This is a genomic window from Actinoplanes sp. URMC 104, from assembly GCF_051386375.1.
GTDB lineage: Bacteria > Actinomycetota > Actinomycetes > Mycobacteriales > Micromonosporaceae > Actinoplanes.
Genome location: NZ_JBPQTO010000007.1, coordinates 515,553 through 533,893, shown reverse-complemented (window position 1 = coordinate 533,893; position 18,341 = coordinate 515,553). Strand labels below are relative to the sequence as shown.

At 70.9% G+C, this 18,341-nt stretch carries 14 protein-coding genes and 1 pseudogene; 11 read left to right on the top strand and 4 right to left on the bottom strand.

The window, feature by feature from the left end; translation table 11 throughout:
• The first annotated feature begins 3 nt into the window (after positions 1 to 3).
• From ACSNN8_RS24000 to ACSNN8_RS23985, 4 genes are all read left to right on the top strand, one after another.
• A complete protein-coding gene (locus ACSNN8_RS24000; protein ID WP_436651649.1) occupies positions 4 to 1,080 on the top strand; it encodes a Ku protein in 1,077 nt (358 codons plus the stop codon).
• Complete coding sequence (locus ACSNN8_RS23995) at positions 1,080 to 2,024, top strand: DNA polymerase domain-containing protein (RefSeq protein ID WP_436651647.1); 945 nt, start codon at positions 1,080 to 1,082, stop codon at positions 2,022 to 2,024. Before ACSNN8_RS24000 ends, ACSNN8_RS23995 begins: the two co-directional genes overlap by 1 nt.
• Positions 2,025 to 2,058: 34 nt before the next feature.
• Positions 2,059 to 3,015 (top strand): SDR family NAD(P)-dependent oxidoreductase, encoded by a 957-nt coding sequence (locus ACSNN8_RS23990; RefSeq protein ID WP_436651646.1) that lies wholly within the window; start codon positions 2,059 to 2,061, stop codon positions 3,013 to 3,015.
• Positions 3,016 to 3,268: 253 nt separating this feature from the next.
• Positions 3,269 to 4,252 carry a hypothetical protein gene (locus ACSNN8_RS23985; RefSeq protein WP_436651645.1) on the top strand — a complete coding sequence of 328 codons (984 nt, stop codon included), beginning with the start codon at positions 3,269 to 3,271 and terminating at the stop codon, positions 4,250 to 4,252.
• A gap of 1 nt (position 4,253) precedes the next feature.
• Here the strand turns inward: ACSNN8_RS23985 and ACSNN8_RS23980 are convergent, their stop codons facing one another.
• On the bottom strand, positions 4,254 to 5,012 hold the full coding sequence (locus ACSNN8_RS23980) for a hypothetical protein (protein ID WP_436651644.1): 759 nt from the start codon (positions 5,010 to 5,012) through the stop codon (positions 4,254 to 4,256).
• 204 nt (positions 5,013 to 5,216) lie between these two features.
• On the opposite strand from ACSNN8_RS23980, the pseudogene ACSNN8_RS23975 reads away from it, so the two are divergent.
• A pseudogene (locus ACSNN8_RS23975) lies at positions 5,217 to 7,511 on the top strand (ATP-dependent Clp protease ATP-binding subunit); the annotation flags it as partial.
• A gap of 410 nt (positions 7,512 to 7,921) precedes the next feature.
• On the opposite strand, the gene ACSNN8_RS23970 reads toward ACSNN8_RS23975, so the two are convergent.
• Complete coding sequence (locus tag ACSNN8_RS23970; protein WP_436651642.1) at positions 7,922 to 9,883, bottom strand: GmrSD restriction endonuclease domain-containing protein; 1,962 nt, start codon at positions 9,881 to 9,883, stop codon at positions 7,922 to 7,924.
• A 277-nt stretch (positions 9,884 to 10,160) separates the two neighbouring features.
• On the opposite strand from ACSNN8_RS23970, the gene ACSNN8_RS23965 reads away from it, so the two are divergent.
• Positions 10,161 to 10,805, top strand: coding sequence for an HAD family hydrolase (locus ACSNN8_RS23965; RefSeq protein WP_436651640.1), 645 nt, complete (start codon positions 10,161 to 10,163; stop codon positions 10,803 to 10,805).
• On the opposite strand, the gene ACSNN8_RS23960 is transcribed toward ACSNN8_RS23965, so the two are convergent.
• The gene (locus ACSNN8_RS23960) at positions 10,718 to 11,392 is read right to left on the bottom strand and encodes a TetR/AcrR family transcriptional regulator (RefSeq protein ID WP_436651638.1); all 675 of its coding nucleotides are present in this window, start codon (positions 11,390 to 11,392) and stop codon (positions 10,718 to 10,720) included. The two genes, ACSNN8_RS23965 and ACSNN8_RS23960, sit on opposite strands and share 88 nt — an antisense overlap.
• A 46-nt stretch (positions 11,393 to 11,438) precedes the next feature.
• On the opposite strand from ACSNN8_RS23960, the gene ACSNN8_RS23955 reads away from it, so the two are divergent.
• A complete protein-coding gene (locus ACSNN8_RS23955) occupies positions 11,439 to 12,458 on the top strand; it encodes a hypothetical protein (protein ID WP_436651637.1) in 1,020 nt (339 codons plus the stop codon).
• Positions 12,459 to 12,577: 119 nt separating this feature from the next.
• Complete coding sequence (locus tag ACSNN8_RS23950; protein WP_436651636.1) at positions 12,578 to 14,026, top strand: alpha-amylase; 1,449 nt, start codon at positions 12,578 to 12,580, stop codon at positions 14,024 to 14,026.
• A gap of 14 nt (positions 14,027 to 14,040) precedes the next feature.
• On the opposite strand, the gene ACSNN8_RS23945 is transcribed toward ACSNN8_RS23950, so the two are convergent.
• Positions 14,041 to 14,289 (bottom strand): hypothetical protein, encoded by a 249-nt coding sequence (locus ACSNN8_RS23945; RefSeq protein ID WP_436651635.1) that lies wholly within the window; start codon positions 14,287 to 14,289, stop codon positions 14,041 to 14,043.
• 115 nt (positions 14,290 to 14,404) lie between these two features.
• Between ACSNN8_RS23945 and ACSNN8_RS23940 the strand changes: the two genes are divergently transcribed.
• The 3 genes from ACSNN8_RS23940 to ACSNN8_RS23930 all read left to right on the top strand — a co-directional run bounded on the left by ACSNN8_RS23940 (position 14,405) and on the right by ACSNN8_RS23930 (position 17,812).
• Complete coding sequence (locus ACSNN8_RS23940; RefSeq protein WP_436651634.1) at positions 14,405 to 16,201, top strand: thiamine pyrophosphate-requiring protein; 1,797 nt, start codon at positions 14,405 to 14,407, stop codon at positions 16,199 to 16,201.
• A 9-nt stretch (positions 16,202 to 16,210) separates the two neighbouring features.
• Positions 16,211 to 17,398, top strand: a complete 1,188-nt coding sequence (locus ACSNN8_RS23935; RefSeq protein ID WP_436651633.1) for a cytochrome P450 family protein — start codon at positions 16,211 to 16,213, stop codon at positions 17,396 to 17,398.
• Between the two features lie 66 nt (positions 17,399 to 17,464).
• Complete coding sequence (locus ACSNN8_RS23930) at positions 17,465 to 17,812, top strand: hypothetical protein (protein ID WP_436651632.1); 348 nt, start codon at positions 17,465 to 17,467, stop codon at positions 17,810 to 17,812.
• Positions 17,813 to 18,341: the final 529 nt, after the last annotated feature.

Sequence of the window (18,341 nt, the reverse complement as noted above, 5' to 3'; positions counted from 1 at the left end):
CGCATGGCGCGACCGATCTGGACAGGAGCCATCACTTTCGGCCTGGTGTCGGTGCCGGTGGCGATGTACTCGGCCACCCACGAGCACGAAGTGAGCTTCCATCAGTTCGAGAAGGGCACGGCGGACCGCATCCGGTACCGCCGCGTCAACGAGCGCACCGGCAAGGAGGTCGAGTTCGACGACATCGTCAAGGGCGCCGACGTCGGCGGCGGCGACTACGTGATGCTCGACCAGGACGAGCTCGACTCGGTCGCGCCCGGCAGGTCGCGCAGCCTCGACATCCACCGGTTCGTCGAGCTGGCCGACATCGACCCGCTGTACTACCAGAAGACGTACTGGCTGGGGCCGGGCAGCAGCGAGACGGCCAAGGTGTACGGGCTGCTGCGCGACGCGATGGCCGACACCGGCCGGGCGGCCGTGGGCACGTTGGTGATGCGCGGCAAGGAGTATCTGACCGCGATCCGCGCCGACGGCGAGCTGCTCGTGCTGCAGACCATGTACTTCGCCGACGAGGTGCGCGACCCCGCCGACCAGATCGACGAGCTGCCGCGCCGCAACCAGGCGAAGCCGGCCGAGATGCACATGGCCGAGCAGCTGATCGACTCGATGTCCGGGCCGTGGAAGCCGTCGGACTTCCGCGACACGTACACCGAGCGGGTCAACGAGCTGATCGAGGCGAAGAAGAAGGGCAAGGAGATCACGCCCGCCGAGGACGCGCCGGAGCCGACCGCCGCCTCCGACCTGTTCGAGGTGCTGCGCCGCAGCGTCGAGGCCGCCTCCCAGCGCCGGGCCGCCTCCTCCGGCTCTGCTGGTTCTTCCTCGAAGTCCTCCACTTCTGCCAAGTCCGCCCGGTCGGGCAAGTCGCCGGCCTCCCGGAAGTCGTCCGCTTCTGCCGGGTCCTCCAAGAAGTCCGCCACCGGCGCGAAGACCGCGGCCAAGGGACGGTCCACCGACCTCGGCGCGATGACGAAGAGCGACCTGCTCAAGCTGGCCCGCGATCTCGACGTCCCCGGCCGGACGAAGCTGGACCGTCCCGAGCTGGAGAAGGCCGTCCGCAAAGCCCAGCGCCGAGCCGCCTAGTGTCACCGGTCGCGGTCGACGAGCTGGCCTCCCTCGGGCAGGCCGGCACCTGGTCGGTCTTCGGCCGGGAGCTCAAGGTCACCAACCTCGACAAGGTGCTGTTCCCGGCCCGCCCGGGGGAGCAGGCCGTCACCAAGCGTGACTTCCTGCGCTACACCGCCCGCGTCGCCCCGGTCCTCACGCCGTACCTCGCCGGTCGCCCCCTCAACATGCACCGCTATCCCCACGGCGCCGGCACCAAGGGTTTCTGGCACAAGGAGCTGCCCACGCACGCGCCCGCCTGGCTGTCGCGCTGGACCAACCCGGAGGCCGGCCCCGGCGAGACCCGCACCTACCTGGTCGTCGACGAGCCCGCCGCGCTGATCTGGGCCGCGAACTTCGGCGCGCTCGAGTGGCACCCGTGGACCTCGACGGTCGAGGATCAGCACCGGCCCACGTACGCCCTGGTCGACCTCGACCCCGGCGAGCGCACCAGCTGGGACGACATTCTCACGCTCGCCCGCCTGCACCGCACCGCGTTCGAGCACCTCGGCGTCGCCGCCCGCCCCAAGGTCACCGGCCGCCGCGGCATCCAGATCTGGGTCCCCGTGGCGCCCGGCCTCTCCTTCGACGACACCCGGGCGTGGGTTCGGGACCTCTCCCGTACGGTCGGCGCAGTCGTACCCGACCTGATCAGCTGGAGCTGGTACCGGTCCGGCCGCAACGGCCTCGCCCGCCTCGACTACACGCAGAACGCCATCAACCGCACGCTCGTCGCCCCGTACAGTCCGCGCCCCGCTCCCGGCGCCCCCGTCTCCGCTCCCATCGACTGGTCCGAGCTCGACGACCCCACGCTGCGCCCCGACGGTTTCACGCTTCCGCACGTTCTCGCGCGTCTGGAGGAACGCGGCGACCTGTTCGCCGACGTTCTCGACCGTTCGCAGCGACTTCCGCCGCTGAGCTGAGCATCATCCGCACCCGCCGGGGTACGCCCGCGCGATGCCTCGTACCGTCGTCGTCACCGGAGCCTCCAGTGGCATCGGCCTGTGCACGGCCCGCGCCTTCGCCCGTCGCGGCGACAACGTGGTGCTGGTCGCCCGCGGCCGCCGGCGGCTGGCCGAGGCTGTCCGGCAATGCGCGCAACTCGGCGCCCGCGTTCTCGCCGTGCCCGGCGACGTCACCGACGCCGCCCGCATGGAACAGGTCGTCAGCTCCGCCGCCGAGGCGTTCGGCCGCGTCGACGTGTGGGTCAACAACGCCGGCACCAGCCTGTGGGGCCCGTTCGAGCGCATCCCCGCCGACGTCGACCGCCGCCTGGTGGAGGTCGACCTGATCGGCGCCCTCAACGGCGCCCACGCCGTCGTCCCGCACTTCCTCGCCCACGGCGGCACCGGCGTCCTCGTCAACGTCGTCTCCATCGGCGGCCGCCTGCCCACCGCCTGGGCCACCGGTTACGTCGCCGCCAAGCACGGCCTCGCCGGCTTCACCGACGCCCTGCGCGCCGAGCTGGCCGTCCGCTCCAGCATCGAGGTCTGCGGCGTCTACCCCGCCTTCGTCGACACCCCGACCGCGCTCACCTCGGGCAACTACACCGGCCGCACCCTGCGCCCCGTCCCGCCCGTGGTCCCTCCCGAACGGGTCGCCGCCGCCATCGTGCGCTCCGTCGACCATCCCCGCCGGGCCCGCCGCGTGGGCTCCGCCAACCTGCTCGGCGTCCCCCAGTCCCTGGCCCCGGACGTCACCGCCCGCCTGATGGCCCACCTGGGCCGCCGCTACTTCCTGCACGCCGGCACCCCGGCCGCCCCCACCCCCGGCGGCCTGTTCACCTCCCGCCCCGGCCCCGCCGCGGCCCGCGGCGGCTGGGGCGAGCCGGGTCGCACGTACGCCCGCCGCGCAGTCGCCGGCGTGGCCGCGGCGGCGGCTCTGCTCGTCGCGCGGCGCTACGGCCGTCGGTGACCAGTCACCTCCACCGGTGACCCTGCAGCGGCCGACGCGTCGATCTGGCTACGCTGCTGCGATGCCCGTGTCGCGCAAGCGCAGGAAGAAGCCGGGGCGCCGCGGACGGCACCCCCAGCGAGCCGAGCAGTGGTCCCTGGAGCAGACACTGGCACGGGGAGAGCAGAGCAGGGCCCGTCGGGTGCGGCTGGCCGGTCCGCCGGCGGCGGCGTTGGTCGCGGACCTCACGGCCTGCTCCGCCGAGCGTCAACCGGTGTCCGGTCTCGAGGACGAGCTGTGCAGGCGGCTGGGGCCGCTGCTCGACGAGCTGAGCAGCCGGCGCGACAAGTATGTCGGCCCGGAACACTTCGCCCCCGCGCTGCTCGCGGCGGCCGCCGGCGCGGTGGACGGGGAGGAGGTTCCGCCCGGGGCGCGGCAAGTGCTGGCCGCGGTGCTCGGCATCATGCCCGGCGAGCTTGCCCGGGAGGTCGGCTGGGAGCCGGACGAGAAGCGCCCGGTGGGCGAGGTGTCGTGGACGCGGGACCGCTACGGCAGTCGCTTCGCGGTGCTCGCGCCGTTCGCCCCTCCGGGTGATCGCGTCCGGTGGTACCTCTGGGACGTCGACGCCTGCGCCCAGCCGATCACTGTGCACAGCGGCTACTACGCGTCGCCGGAGGAGGCGCTTGCCGATTGGCGGGCCGGCGTCGGCGGGTTCGCGTCGGCCGGCGCGCGGTGGGCTCCGATCGACGACACGGTTCTGCTGGAGGCCGTTCTCCCGCGCGTGGAGGGCATGATCGCGCTCGGCGGCGAGTCGGTCGAGCAGTTCGCGGAGTACCTCCGATGCCGCCGGCTGGCCGAGATCGTGCTGGCGGAGGTGAGGGAAGACCCGGCGCGCGGGCCGCGCCCCGGCGTCCCGGAACCGGCAGCCTTCGTGCAATGGCGCGTCGCCCGGGGAGTCGCTCGGCGGGACGACGCCGACCTGGCGGAAGCGCTGGCCGAGGTGTGGCCGCGCGAGGTCGCCGAGCTGTACTCCTGTTGCTCCCCGCACCGGATCGCCCACGTGGTGCTCGCGCTGCGCGACGAGTTCGGCGACGACTACGCGGAGCAGGCCCGACACGTGCTGCCGGACTGGGTGGCGTGGCTGTCCGAACGTGCGGGCACCGCTCCCGAGCTGGTCGACCGTGCCCTGGCGGCCGCGGAAGGGCAGCCTCGCCCGGCGCTGGGCGCGCAGGACTACCGGGCGCGGATCGCCGAGTAGCTCACACGCCGACGGGCTGCTGGTCCTGGTCGGCGGGCACGACGTGGGTGGTGTGCTCGCCGTCGCGGCGTACCTCGTACGCGATCGGGGGGCCCGACTGCGGCCAGCGGACGCCGACCACCGTGCCGCCGCGCAGGCGGGTGCCGGGGGCGTGGCCCTCGAAGGGCGCCACCAGGAGCGCGTCGAGGGTTTGCCTCGTGGCGGCGAGTGAGCTGCGAAGGCTCACTGTACGGAGTTCCCGGCCCAGGGTGATCGACACGTCGCGTACGCGCCGGTCCTGGCCTGTCTCGCCCGCGGTCAGCGCGCCCTCGATGCGGGTCCACAGGCGCCACGAGTCGTCGTCGAGCAGCAGGCGGGCCGCCCGGTCGAGCGCCACGCAGGTGATGTCGACGGCGGTCTCCTCGCCCAGTTCGGCCACCCACGACAGTTCCCCGGGATCGGGACAGGCGTCGCGGAGCACGGCGTAGAGCATGGCGAGAATGGTTTGCCGGCCCGGACCGTCGAAAAGGGGACCGGCCGGCGTGTGCATCCGCGGAAATCGGGCGGTCAGATGGGCGGCGCGGCCGAGCGGGAGATCGACGGCCTCGCGCGTGTCGCGGACCCGCGCGTGGAAGGGGCGTTGTTCGCGCTGCGCGAACAGCAATCGGCGGTGGTCGTTGGCGAGCAGGCGGGCGGCGACCGAATAGGCCACGCCCAGCTGGGCTGCCAGGGCACGGATGGCACGCCGGCGCGCGCGGTCGGGTCGCTTCGTCTCCGTCATCGCTGTCCTCCCTGGCGCCATCGTAGGACGGGCCGCGTTATGGTGAGGGGGCAGCCGCGCCTGCACGAGCGTTGCGAGGCCCCCCACGCGGGCCGCGCGTCCACGCCAAGAGGCTCCGCCTCAGCGCATTCCACCCGACCGCGATGACGCGCGTCCGACCATCGGTGGAGTGCGTGGGGCTCCGCCCGCGAGGACGTGAGTGCCGTGTTCGAACGATTCACCGACCGTGCCCGCCGGGTGATCGTGCTGGCCCAAGAAGAAGCCCGCATGCTCAACCACAACGTCATCGGCACGGAACACCTTCTGCTCGGCCTTCTCCACGAGGGCGACGGCGTGGCGGCAAAGGCCTTGCAGAGCCTCGGCGTCACGCTTGAGGGCGTACGCGGAAGGCTCGAAGAGGGCGAGGTCCCGCCGGGCGGCCACATGCCGTTCACGCCCCGCGCCAAAAAGGTGCTCGAACTGTCGCTGCGCGAGGCGCTGCAGCTCGGCCACAGCTACATCGGCACCGAGCACATCCTGCTCGGGCTCATCCGCGAGGATTCCCACGTGACCGGAGCAGACCCGGTTCGCGTACGCGAAAAGGTGCTCGCGCTGCTGCAGGGCGAGGCCACTCCCGCCGTTGTCGAAAGTGCCCCGTCCACGCTGCTCGAGCAGTTCGGGGTGAACCTGACACAGCGCGCGCGGGACGGAAAGCTCGACCCGGTCATCGGCCGCGACCGCGAGGTCGAGCGGGTCATGGTCGTGCTCTCCTGCCGCACGAAGAACAACCCGGTGCTGCTCGGCGAGCCCGGCGTCGGCAAGACCGCGGTCGTGGACGCACTGTGCCACCGGATCGTGCGCGGCGACGTGCCCGAAACGCTGCGGGCCAAGCAGGTCTACACCCTCGACCTGAGCTCGCTGGTGGCGGGATCGCGCTATCGCGGCGACTTCGAGGAACGGCTCAAGAAGGTCGTCAAGGAATGCCGCACCCGCGGCGACATCCTCCTGTTCATCGACGAGATTCACTCCCTGGTCGGCGCGGGCGCCGCCGAGGGTGCGATCGACGCAGCCAGCATCCTCAAACCGATGCTGGCCCGCGGCGAGCTGCAGACGATCGGCGCCACGACCACCGCCGAATACCGCAAATACTTCGAGAAGGACGCTGCGCTGGCCCGGCGCTTCCAATCCGTGCAGATCGAGGAACCGACGCACGCGCAGGCGATCGAGATCCTCAAGGGCTTGCGCCACCGTTACGAGGCGCACCACCGCGTCTCGTACAGCGATGCCGCCCTGACCGCGGCGGTGACGATGGCCGATCGCTATGTGTCCGACCGGTTCCTGCCCGACAAGGCGATCGACCTGATCGACGAGGCGGGCGCGCGCATGCGGATCCGGCGCCTTTCGTCCCCGTCGCCCGCCGAGGAACGGCTGGCCAGGTTGCGGCGCGACAAGGAGGCCGCGATCGACGCGCAGGACTTCGAACGGGCCGCCCGCATCCGCGACGAGGAGGCCTCGGGGCCGCGGGAGGAAATGCTCGAGGTCGGCCAGGAGCAGATCGCCGAGGTTCTCGCGAACTGGACCGGCATTCCGGTGCACGAGCTGACCGAGGAGGAGACCACCCGGCTGCTGGGCATGGAGGACGAACTGCACAAGCGCGTCATCGGCCAGGACGACGCCGTCGCCGCCGTGTCGCGCGCTATCCGCCGTACGCGGGCCGGTTTGAAGGATCCGAAACGGCCGTCCGGATCGTTCATCTTCGCCGGCCCGTCGGGCGTGGGGAAAACGTCGCTCGCCCGCGCGCTCGCCGCATTCCTGTTCGGCTCCGAGGACGCACTGCTGCAGCTCGACATGTCGGAATTCCACGACCGTTCCACCGTGGCGCGGCTCGTCGGGGCGCCTCCCGGCTATGTCGGCTACGAGGAGGGCGGGCAACTGACCGAGAAGGTGCGGCGGCGCCCGTTCTCGGTGGTGTTGTTCGACGAGATCGAGAAGGCGCACGCGGACGTCTTCACCACGCTGCTGCAGATTCTCGAGGACGGCCGCCTCACCGACGGTCAGGGCCGGATCGTCGACTTCAAGAACACTGTCATCATCATGACGACCAATCTGGGCAGCCGTTCCCTTGGCGGCGTCCCGGTCGGCTTCGCGACGCCGGCCGACACGACGCACGACCACATGAAGCGTCAGGTCGGCGATGCGCTCAAGGAGCATTTCCGCCCCGAGTTCCTCAACCGCATCGACGAAACGATCGTCTTCCCCCGGCTGACCGAGGCCGAGGTGCTGCGCATCGTCGACGTCATGATGGCGGACATCGATGCCCGGATGCGCAACAAGGACATGGCCGTCGAGCTCACCGACCGGGCCCGCGAATACCTGGCCCGCAAGGGCTTCGACCCGTCGATGGGCGCGCGGCCTTTGCGCCGCACGATCCAGCGCGAGGTCGAGGACGCACTGGCCGAGAAGATCCTCTTCAACGAGCTCCGCCCCGGCCACCACGTCATAGTCGACGGCGACGACGACGGCCTCGTGTTCGCAGAGCGCGTGCCGGTCTGACGCGTCTTGTGCCCTCCATCCTCGGAACATGTCACGGGGTTGCCGCTTGCCTCCACCCTCCCCGCCGCCGTCTCGCTGCAAGCGCCGCGACCGGCGCAGGAGCCAGCCGGCTCCGTGCGCGCGGCCGCGGCGCCGCAGGGGCCGAGGTCAGTCTTGCGCGACTGCGTCGCCTCGGTAATTAATCGCTGGGGTTCATCCGCGTGCCGTCCCTTCCCGTCGTCCCTTGGCAGCATCCGGATGTGAACCTGTGAGTCACGCGGCGGACCACCTTGCGAGCCGAATTACCGATGAAATGACGTTCTGAACGGGTGAGACAAGCAGAAGCCGTACTAACGAGTGCACGGGCGGTGATCAGCACTGCTCACCGCCCGCACGACCTACGCCGCAATGAGGCCGGATTCCCCGGTGGTGGGTACGACGCCAGCACTTTGGGCGTTACGGCGAAGGACGAATTGTCGAAGCGCGTCAACCGACGTGAACACCTGATATCCCAACTCGTTGAGGCGCGACAGCGCGCCGCCCTCGTCGAGCTCGAGAACGACCGGCTCACCGAGACCGGGCTGCAGGCCGTCCGGCCACAGCGCCTCGGCGATAATCAGCGGTCGACGGGATACCGGGTCGGTGATTTCGACGTCCAGCTCCGGCTCGGCACACCCAAGCTTAGTCAGTTCCGCGACCAGCTTCTCGACCTGTTGGGTGCGTTCGTCGATGTCTTCTTCGTCGACAGCTGCCATCCGCATGAGCGGCTCAGTCGTGGGCGCCGCGCCGTCTCGGAGCTTGGCCAGGAAGCCATTGGCGGCGGAAGCTAGCAGCTCGCGGCGGGCAGAGAGGAAGTCGAGGTAATTTTCCGGCTTCCACAGGTCCCGTTCCAGCGGAATCCACTGCGAGGCCAGGGCGCCGGGCTGCTTGGCCTCCACTTCGGCGAAGTATTCCTCAGGTGACCGCTTGCCGATTTTGAGGTTGGTCTGCTGGGTGAGGAAGCAGAAGTTCGCTACGGCATTCACCTCAGCGCGCCGATATCCTTGCTTGTACAGCAGCGCCTTCGGGAAGATGTGATGGACCTGGAGTGAGGTGAGATGCCCCAGCATCTCACTCTTGAGCGGAAGTCCGGTACCAAGATCGCGGGCGTCAAGTACGCGGGTGAGTAGATAAAGCAGCGGATAGAAGCGGGAGCCGCGTCCGAAGCCCTCAAAGTCTTGGCCGTCGATGGTCAGGTTTCCGCCGCGCCACCTCGTCAGACTTGCAATCAGCCCATCGACGCTACCTCGGTTCAGGGTTTCATAATCCTGGGTGAGTACCGTTTCTGTAGAGCCAGCAAAACGTCCCCATAGCGCCGCCTGGACGTACCAATACAGCATGCGGTCCCGCTCCGCCGCGTCGCGAAATCCGCCGCCGTTGAGGTGCAGGAAGCGCGACACCACGGGAATCGCGTACCGGCCCATCAGTACGCGGTTGTGATCAAGCCCCAGACGTCCCGAGACAGCGTCGAGGAATCCACTGACATGCTTCGTGGAGTCCCGCAGCGCGCCCGCGAATTCGTCGGGCGCGACGTTCTCGAGCGCGTCGAATTGCGCCCGTCCGGTGGCAACAGCGTTCACGTTGCGCAGCAACCAGTCGAGGTTGAACTGGAATCCGGCCTTGTCCCAGGTCTGCAGGTACTTGCGCATCGTGGCGCGGGCTTCCGGCCACTCGGCGCAAATCTTGGCCAGTGCCAAGTCACCCTTGGACAGCTTCGTGCCGCCTGAGTTGACGCGGTTGAAGATCTCCACGACGGCGTCAACGCCCATGTCATGCCCGGTGATCTTCTCCTGGTGGAACTCCCGCTGCAGGATATTGTGCAGCTTGCTCAGCCGCTCAACGTAGACCGCCAAATGCGGCGCAGTGACGGGATCCGCAGACAGTGCCGTGATCTGCGGGGCCAGGCCTTCGACGAAGAGCCCGGTCACATCCACCCAGCGTTGATCTCCGTTCATCTTTGCGGGAGCGTGGAACTCGAATGTCTGCTCATCGACGTTGAAGCGCAACCCGGTAAAGGTCGCCGCCTCTCCCTCGAAGAACGCCGGCGGGCGTCCCCGGACCACTCCATAGAGTGATGTGATCCGCTGCTGCCCGTCCAAGAGCAGCAGCTTGACACCAGCGCCGACCTGTCCGGTTCCGCGAACGGATCCCGGATCGGTTTCCGTCTCCCAGACCAACAGCGCACCGACCGGATATCCCAGATACAAGGACCTCATCAGGCCTCGGACCTGATCGCGGTTCCAGACGTATCCGCGCTGGAACTCCGGAAGCAGCATCGTGCCGCTGTCAATCTGGTCGAGGATCGTGGCAAGCTTGCTCATCGCTCTCCGCTCAAGGGGGTTACCGGTAGACGTACGTTAGGCGCTGACCGCGCGGATCGGTGTCATTCGGGGTGGGCTTTTCCGGTTCTGTTCGCGGCCCATCGGCTACTCAGTTCGGCCAGCTCGTACCAGTAAGCCGGTTGGCTTGCCGGAGATCGTTGCCGCTCAGGCGCCACATCGGCGCGGTGCTGTCTGAAGCGAATCCGGCGGATATGGGCAGCCTGCTGTGAGCCCCTGCGTGGCTTGCTGCGCCAGGTTCTGCGGCTAGCCTGAAGTCGTGATCCGGGCCGTGGTGTTCGACGTCGGAGAGTGCCTCGTCGACGAGACGCGGGAGTACGGCACCTGGGCCGACTGGCTGGGCGTGCCCCGGCATACGTTCTCGGCGATGTTCGGTGCGGTGATCTCGCAGGGACGCGACTACCGCGAGACGTTTCAAGTCTTCCGGCCGGGCTTCGATCTGACGGAAGAGCGCGAGAAGCGGGCCGCGGCGGGCCGGCCCGAGTCGTTCGGCGAGGATGACCTGTATCCAGACGTGCGGCCGGCGCTCAAGGCGCTGCGGGCGGCCGGGGTCTGGGTCGGCATCGCGGGCAACCAGACGGTTCGTGCTGGGCGTATCCTGCGGTCGCTCGACCTGCCGGCCGACCTTGTGGCCACTTCCGACGACTGGGGTGTCTCGAAGCCGGACTTGCGGTTCTTCGAGGCGCTCGCCGAGCGGATGCCATGCCGGCCGGAGGAGGCGTTGTACGTGGGTGACCGGCTGGACAACGACATCAGGCCTGCGGCACTCGCCGGGTTCAGAACTGCGCTCGTCCGTCGAGGTCCGTGGGCAACGATTCAGCGAGACGGTCCGGAGGGAATGCGACTGCCGACCATGCGGATCGACTCGCTGGCCGAACTGCCGGGGCTCGTTGCAGCCTTCTGACGCTGTCTGCCGCGGCCGCGGACGAGGGGGAGGAAGACCTCGTCGACGATCTCGAGCAGCACCTCGTCGGGGACGGAGGGGACGCCGCGCATCGCGTACTCGGCGCGCAGCAGCATCATCGGGGTGGTGGCGACCCGCAGATGCACGGCCGCCGGCGGGGCCTCGCCGCGGGCGGCGGCCCGGTCGAGCATGGTGAGCCAGGCGCGGTCCATGGTGTCGGCGCCGGAGCGTTCGCGCATGAGGGTGAGCAGCTCCGGGTCGTCGGCCGCGGCGGTGAGCAGGGCGCGCAGGACGGCGCCGTGCGGGGAGGACCACGTCCGGTTCGCCAGGCGCAGCATCTCCAGGGCGTCGCCCCGCAGGCTGCCCGTGTCGGGGTCGGGCATCACGGTGTCGGTCAGGTGCCGGTACGCCGCGACGCCCAGCGCCGCGCGGTGCGGCCACCGGCGGTAGAGGGCGTTCTTGTTGGTGCCGGCGCGAGCGGCGACCCGGTCCATGGTAATGCCCGCGTAGCCGGACTCGCGCAGCTCGGCCGCCGCCGCCTCCAGGATCGCCCGTTCCAGCTCCGCGCCCCGGCGCCTCGTGCTCATGGCTTGTAGGGTACGTGCCGTACCCTAAAGGTGAGGAGGCCCCGGGATGCGCGTCTACGGCATGAACTACGACACCGGCTTCGTGAGCGCCGGGTCCACCACGCACGAGCCGTTCGATCCGGGGACCGTACGGCGGGATCTGCACGTCATCCGCGACGAGCTGCACTGTGACGCGGTCCGTGTCACCGGCGGCGTCCAGGACCGGCTCGAGCTGACCGCGCGCCTGGCCGCCGAGGCCGGGCTCGAGGTGTGGTACTGCCCGTTCACCAACGGGCTCGACCGCGAGACGCTGCTGGCGTTCGTGCTCGACGGGGCCGAGCGCGCGGAGCGGCTGCGGCGCAGCGGGGCCGGGGTCGTGTACGTCACCGGCTCGGAGATCTCGATGTTCACCGACGGCTTCCTGCCCGGCCGTGACCTGGCCGAGCGCATGGCGCTGTTCACGGACCCGATGCGGATGCGGGAGTCGGTGCCGGCCGCGCAGGCCGCGGTGCGCGACTTCTTCGCCGAGGCGGTGCCGGCGGTGCGGGAACGGTTCGGCGGCCCCGTCACGTACGCCTCGATCCCTCTGGAAGCCGTGGACTGGTCGGCGTTCGACATCATCGCCAGCGATGCGGGCTACCGCGACGCCACCAACGCCGCCGCCTTTCCGCAGTCCTTGGCCGCGGCAGTGAGCCGAGGGAAGCCGTACGCCGCGACGGAGTTCGGCTGCTGCACCTTCCGCGGCGCCGCCGACGTGGCCGGGGCGTCGGAGCCGGTGACGTACGACGAGCACGGCGTCGCCGCGAAGCTCACCGCCGAGCTGGAGCGCGACGAGCAGGGCCAGGCCCGCTACATCCTGGACCTGCTGCGCGACTACGAGGCCGGGGGCGCGGACGCGGCCTTCGTCTACACCTTCGCGAACCGGCACCTGCCCACGACCAGCGACCCGGAGCGCGACTTCGACCTGGCCGCCCGCGGGGTCGTCCGGGTGCTGCCGGACGGTTCCTGGACGCCGAAGGCCGCCTTCCACGCCCTCGCCGAGTACGGTCGTTCGCGCGCCGGAGCCGGCCGGGGCGGGGGCCGCTGACCCGTCGTCGACCCGGGAAGCGGAACGTCTCGCCTTCTGCCGGACCTCGGGGTCGCCGGGCGATTACGGTGGCAGCGTGCCCCTCGTGGGGCCGGGCCGAGCGGGGGGAAGGACCGACGATGACCGGATGGCCGGACGCACCGGCGGTGTACGAGATCGACACCTGGCCGTGGCTGGCCGGTCTGAGCCGGCGCTTCGGGCGGGCGGTGACGCTCGGCGACGTGCCCGGCGAGGTGTGGGACGAGCTGCGCGGGCACGACGCGGTCTGGCTCATGGGGGTGTGGGAGCGCAGCCCGGCCGGGATGGCGGTCGCGCTGGCGAACGAGGGGCTGTGCAAGGAGTTCGAGGCGGCGCTGGCGGACTTCGCCGACGAGGACGTGGTGGGCTCGCCCTACTGCGTGCGCCGGTACGAGGTCGACGAGCGGCTGGGCGGGGCGGCGGGGCTGCTGGTGGCCCGCGCGGAGCTGCTGCGGCGGGGGCTGCGGCTGATCCTCGACTACGTGCCCAACCACGTGGCGCCCGACCACCCCGCGATCACCGAGCTCCCGGACTGGTTCGTCAACGGCACGGCGGAGGACCTGGCGCGCGACCCGGACGGCTGGTTCGCGGCGGGCGACCGGGTCATCGCGCGCGGGCGGGACCCGTACTTCCCGCCGTGGCCGGATGTCGCGCAGCTCAACGCGTTCCATCCGGAGCTGCGCCGGGCCACCGTGGACACGCTGCTGGCGATCGCCGACCAGTGCGACGGCGTCCGCGTCGACATGGCGATGCTGATGTTCAACGACATCTTCGCGGGCACCTGGGGGCGGTGGGCCGGGCCCCGGCCCGAGGCGGAGTTCTGGCCGGAGATCGTCGCCCAGCTGCCCGAGGACTTCGTGCTGATCGCCGAGGCGTACTGGGACACCGAGTGGGAGCTGCAGCAGCAGGGGTTCCACTTCTGCTACGACAAGCGGCTGTACGACCGGCTGGCGCACGAGGACGCGGCTTCGGTACGCGCGCATCTCACGGCGGGGCTGGACTTCCAGGCGAAGCTGGTGCGCTTCACCGAGAACCACGACGAGCCGCGCGCCGCGACGGCGCTGCCGGGGGCGCGGGGGCGGGCGGCGGCGGTCGTGATCGCCACGCTGCCGGGCGCGACGCTCTGGCACGACGGGCAGTTCGAGGGGCGCACGGTGAAGCTGCCGGTGTTCCTGGGCCGCTACCCCGACGAGCCGGTCGACGAGGAGCTACGGGCCTTCCACCGGCGGCTGGCGGGGCTCGGCGTCAGGCAGGGGGAGTGGCGGCTGCTCGACGACCGCGACGTGCTCGCCTGGACGTGGCAGGACGAACGGACCCGGCACCTGGTCGTGGTCAACTTCGCGGACCGTCCGGCGTGGACCCGCGTACGGCTGCCGTGGTCGTCGGCGGGAAAGCAGTGGCGCCTGATCGATCTGCTCGACGACCGCGTCTTCGACCGCGACGGCGACGAGCTCGAGAACCTGGGACTGTACGTGGAGCTGCCCGCCTGGGGCTGTCACGTGCTGAGCTGTTCCGTGCTGAGCGGAGGGCCGGCCGCGTCGGTGGCGTGACCGGCCCACGGAACTCACGCGCCGGATCGGCGGCGGTCCGCCTCCGCGTCGTCCTCGCCGACCGGCACGCCGTCGGAGTCGCGGTTGGCGTCGCCGGTGATGGTGCCGTCGGCTCCGGAGCGCACCGCGTCGGCGTCGGCGTCGGCCGCGCCCACGGTCGGGGCGTCGGCGCCGGCGCCGCTGTCCTCGCGGACCTTGTCGCCGAATTCCTCCGACAGCGCCCCGGCCAGGGGGACGCCCTGCGGGCCTGAGGGGTTCGTCATGACGGTTCCTTTCCGAGCGGGAGGGGTCGACGAGCAGATACCCGCCGCGGCCCGTCCTTATCCCCGCGGCGGGCAGGGCACGGTTGGCGCGTACCCACGTGGGTAGTCGCCAGGCATGAGCGACGAGCGGACGGTCTCGGACCTGCTGGTGGAGCGCCTGTCGGCGTGGGGTGTCGAGCGGGTGTTCGGCTACTCCGGCGATGGGATCGACGGCGTGGTGGGGGCGCTGCGCCGGGCCGGGAAGCCCGCCTTCGTGCAGGCCCGCCACGAGGAGAACGCGGCCTTCATGGCGGTCGGCCACGCCAAGTACACCGGCGGTGTCGGCGTCTGTCTGTCCACCCAGGGGCCGGGCGCCGTGCACCTGCTCAACGGGCTCTACGACGCCAAGCTCGACAGCAAGCCGGTGGTCGCCGTCGTCGGGCAGCAGGCCTCGACCGTGCTCGGCAGCGCGTACCAGCAGGAGATCGACCTGCAGCGGCTGTTCGGCGACGTGTGCGCCCAGTTCGTGCAGACCGCGCACGCGCCGGAGCAGTTGCCCATGCTGATCGACCGGGCCTTCCGTACGGCGCTCGCGACCCGCAGCCCGACGTGCGTGATCGTGCCGCACGACGTGCAGACGGCCCCGGCGCCCGATCCGCAGGCCCAGCAGCACGGGGTGATGGTGACCAGCCCCGGCCTGCGCCCCGCGCGGGTCCTGCCCTACGACGACGACCTGCGTGCGGCCGCCGAGGTGCTCTCCAGCGGCGAGCGCGTCGCCATCATGGTGGGGCAGGGGGCGTACGCGGCCGCCGCCGAGGTGGTCGAGCTGGCCGAGCGGCTGGGCGCGGGTATCACCGCGTCGCTGCTGGGCAAGCCCGTGCTCGACGAGACCCTGCCGTTCCACACCGGCGTGATGGGCCACCTCGGGTCCACGGCCAGCGCGCAGCTGATGGAGGAGTGCGACACGCTGCTGCTGGTCGGCACCAACGACCCGTGGACCGAGTTCTACCCCAGGCCGGGCCAGGCGCGGGCGGTGCAGATCGACATCGACGGACGGCAATTGGGCGTACGGTATCCGGTCGAAGTGCCGCTCGTCGGGGACGCGGCCGAGACCGTGCGCGCGCTCAACGCCCTCGTGAAGCCCAGCGGCGACCGCGGCTGGCGCGAGCGCGTCGAGGGCTGGGTGCGCCGCTGGCACGAGATCGCCGCCGCGCGCGCCGACGCCCCGGCCGAACCGCTCAACCCGCAGCACGTCGTGCGCTCGCTCACCGGCCGGCTGCCCGCCGACGCGCAGCTCGCCGTCGACGTCGGGTCCACTGTCTACTGGTACGCGCGCCACCTCCGGCTGCCGCGCGGCGTGCCCGCCCACCTGTCCAGCACGCTCGCCTCGATGGGGTGCGGGATCCCGTACGGCGTCGCGGCGAAACTGGCCGCGCCGCAGCGCCCGGTCGTGGTGCTCACCGGCGACGGCGCGATGCAGATGACCGGGCTGGCCGAGCTGGTCACCGTGGCCGCCCGCTGGCGTGACTGGGCCGATCCGCGGTTCGTGGTGTGCGTGCTGAACAACCGGGACCTCGCCGAGGTGAGCTGGGAGCAGCGCGAGATGGAGAAGGAGCCGCGGTTCGCGACCTCACAGGACCTGCCCGACGTGCCGTACGCCAAGTACGCCGACCTGCTCGGCCTGCGTGGGCTGGAGGTCTCGTCCCCGGCGGAGATGACCCAGGCGTGGGAGACGGCTCTGGCCGCGGACCGGCCGGTGGTGATCGACGCCCGGACGGACGCCGCCGTGCCGCTGCTGCCGCCGAACCAGCCGTACGAGCAGGTCAAGGGCATGTACGCCGGTCTCGCCGCCGAGCAGGGCGAACTCGCGCGCCGCGCCGAGCAGCATCTGCGCCGCGAACGGGCGGACGAAGGATTCGACGATCCTCGATAGGGTGGGAGCATGTCGCAGCCTGCCCCGGACAACCTGGCCGACCGGCGATTCCACGCCGACCCGCATCCCTCGTACGCGCAGTGGCGGCGCGACGGCCCGGTGCGGGAGGTGCGGGTGGCGAGCGGGGCGATCGTCTGGCTGGTCACCAGGTACGACGACGCGCGCAAGGTGCTGACCGACCCGCGGTTCTCCAAGCGCGGGCCCGGCACCGGCCACCCGTCGGACGCCATCGGCCGGGCACTGTCCAGCCACATGCTCGCGGTCGACCCGCCCGACCACACCCGCCTGCGCCGGCTGGTGTCCGCCGCCTTCACCGCACGCCGCATCGAGGCCCTGCGCCCGCGCATCTCGCAGATCACCACCTCGCTGCTGGACGCCTTCCCCCGTACGGGCTCCTTCGACCTGATCGACGCGTTCGCGTTCCCGCTGCCCATCCAGGTGATCTGCGAGCTGCTCGGCATCCCGGCCGACGACCGCGACTCGTTCCGGGCCTGGTCGAACATCATCGTGGGCGGCGTCGCGTACCAGGCCGAGTTCCCCGGCGCGGCGCAGGCGATGGTCGCCTACATCCGCGGGCTGATCGACGCCCGCCGCACCGACCCCGGCGAGGACCTGCTGTCCGGGCTCATCGAGGTGCGCGACAGCGCGGACCGGCTCAGCGAGGACGAGCTGATCTCGATGGTGTTCCTGCTGCTGATCGCCGGCCACGAGACCACGGTCAACCTGATCGGCAACGGCATGTACCTGCTGCTGTCGCGGCGCGACCGCTGGGAGACGCTGTGCGCCGACCCGTCGCTCGTGCCCACCGCGATCGAGGAGTTCCTGCGGTACGAGAGCCCGGTCGAGACGGCCACGTTTCGCCTCACGACCGAGCCCGTCGAGCTGGGCGGCCGGACGATCCCCGCGAACGCGCCCGTGCTGGTCGGTCTGCTCTCCGCCAACCGCGACGAGGACCGGTTCGCCGACCCCGACACGCTCCAGCTGGACCGCCCGCAGAACCCGCACCTGGCGTTCGGGCACGGCATCCACTACTGCCTCGGGGCGCCGCTCGCCCGGCTCGAGGCGCAGATCGCCTTCGCGGCGCTGGCCTCGCGGTATCCCTCGCTGCGGCTGGCCGTGCCCGAGTCGGAGCTGACCTGGCGGCCCGGGCTGCTGCTGCGCGGGCTGTTCACCCTGCCGGTGACCGCCGCGCCGTAGCCTCCTCCCAGCGCGCGACGGGGACCCGGATGATCGGCCGGCCGGGGCTTTTGGCATGCTTCCGGCGTGGAAGCACTCCGGTTGATCCTGCTCTTCATCCACCTCGTCGGCTTCGCGCTGCTGCTCGGCGGGGCGATCGCGCAATACCTGACGGGCAAGTTCCGGATCAACGCGGCGGTGCTCTGGGGCTCGATCATCCAGCTCGTCTCGGGCCTCGGCCTGGCGGCGCCGCTGCGCGGCGGGGGAGACGACGAGCCGAGCCCGATCAAGCTGGGCGTCAAGCTGCTGCTGGCGATCCTGATCTTCATCATGGTGTTCGTGCCGCGCAAGCGGGAGGCCGTCAACAAGGGGCACTTCATCGGGATCATCGCCCTGACCCTCGCCAACGCGGCCGTAGCCGTTTTCTGGCGCTGACCGTACGTAGTCACGGCCGTTGACGGCGTGCCACACGCACTATCCGGCATGGGCAATCAACGGCGGCCTAATCGGCATCAGTCGAACGTATGATTTTCGACCGTGCTTTTCGAGTTGAGGTTGTGCCGCAGCGCATTCATAGCTGAACTCTGACGCGGCCGGCTCGTTCTCCGGTCGGCCTGGCGCGCTTTTCCGTCGAACAAATGACGGGCTGCGCGTCGTCGCCGCCGTTTCGCTCGCTCACCCGGCCGTCCGCCGTGTGGCCCGGCCGTCGTTGTCGTGTCGCCCTCCTGGCTGCTGCTGTCGTGCGGCCCTGCCCCCGTCGTCGTGTCGCTCGCCTGGCTGCCGCCATCGCCCTCGCTCGCCTGTCTGCCGCCATCGCCCTCGCTCGCCTGTCTGCCGCCATCGCCCTCGCTCGCCTGTCTGCCGCCATCGCCCTCGCTCGCCCGGCCGCCGCACTCTCCCTCATTCACCCGGCGCCGCTATCTCGCTCGCTCACCCGGCCGTCGTCTCGCTCGCCTGCCGCCGT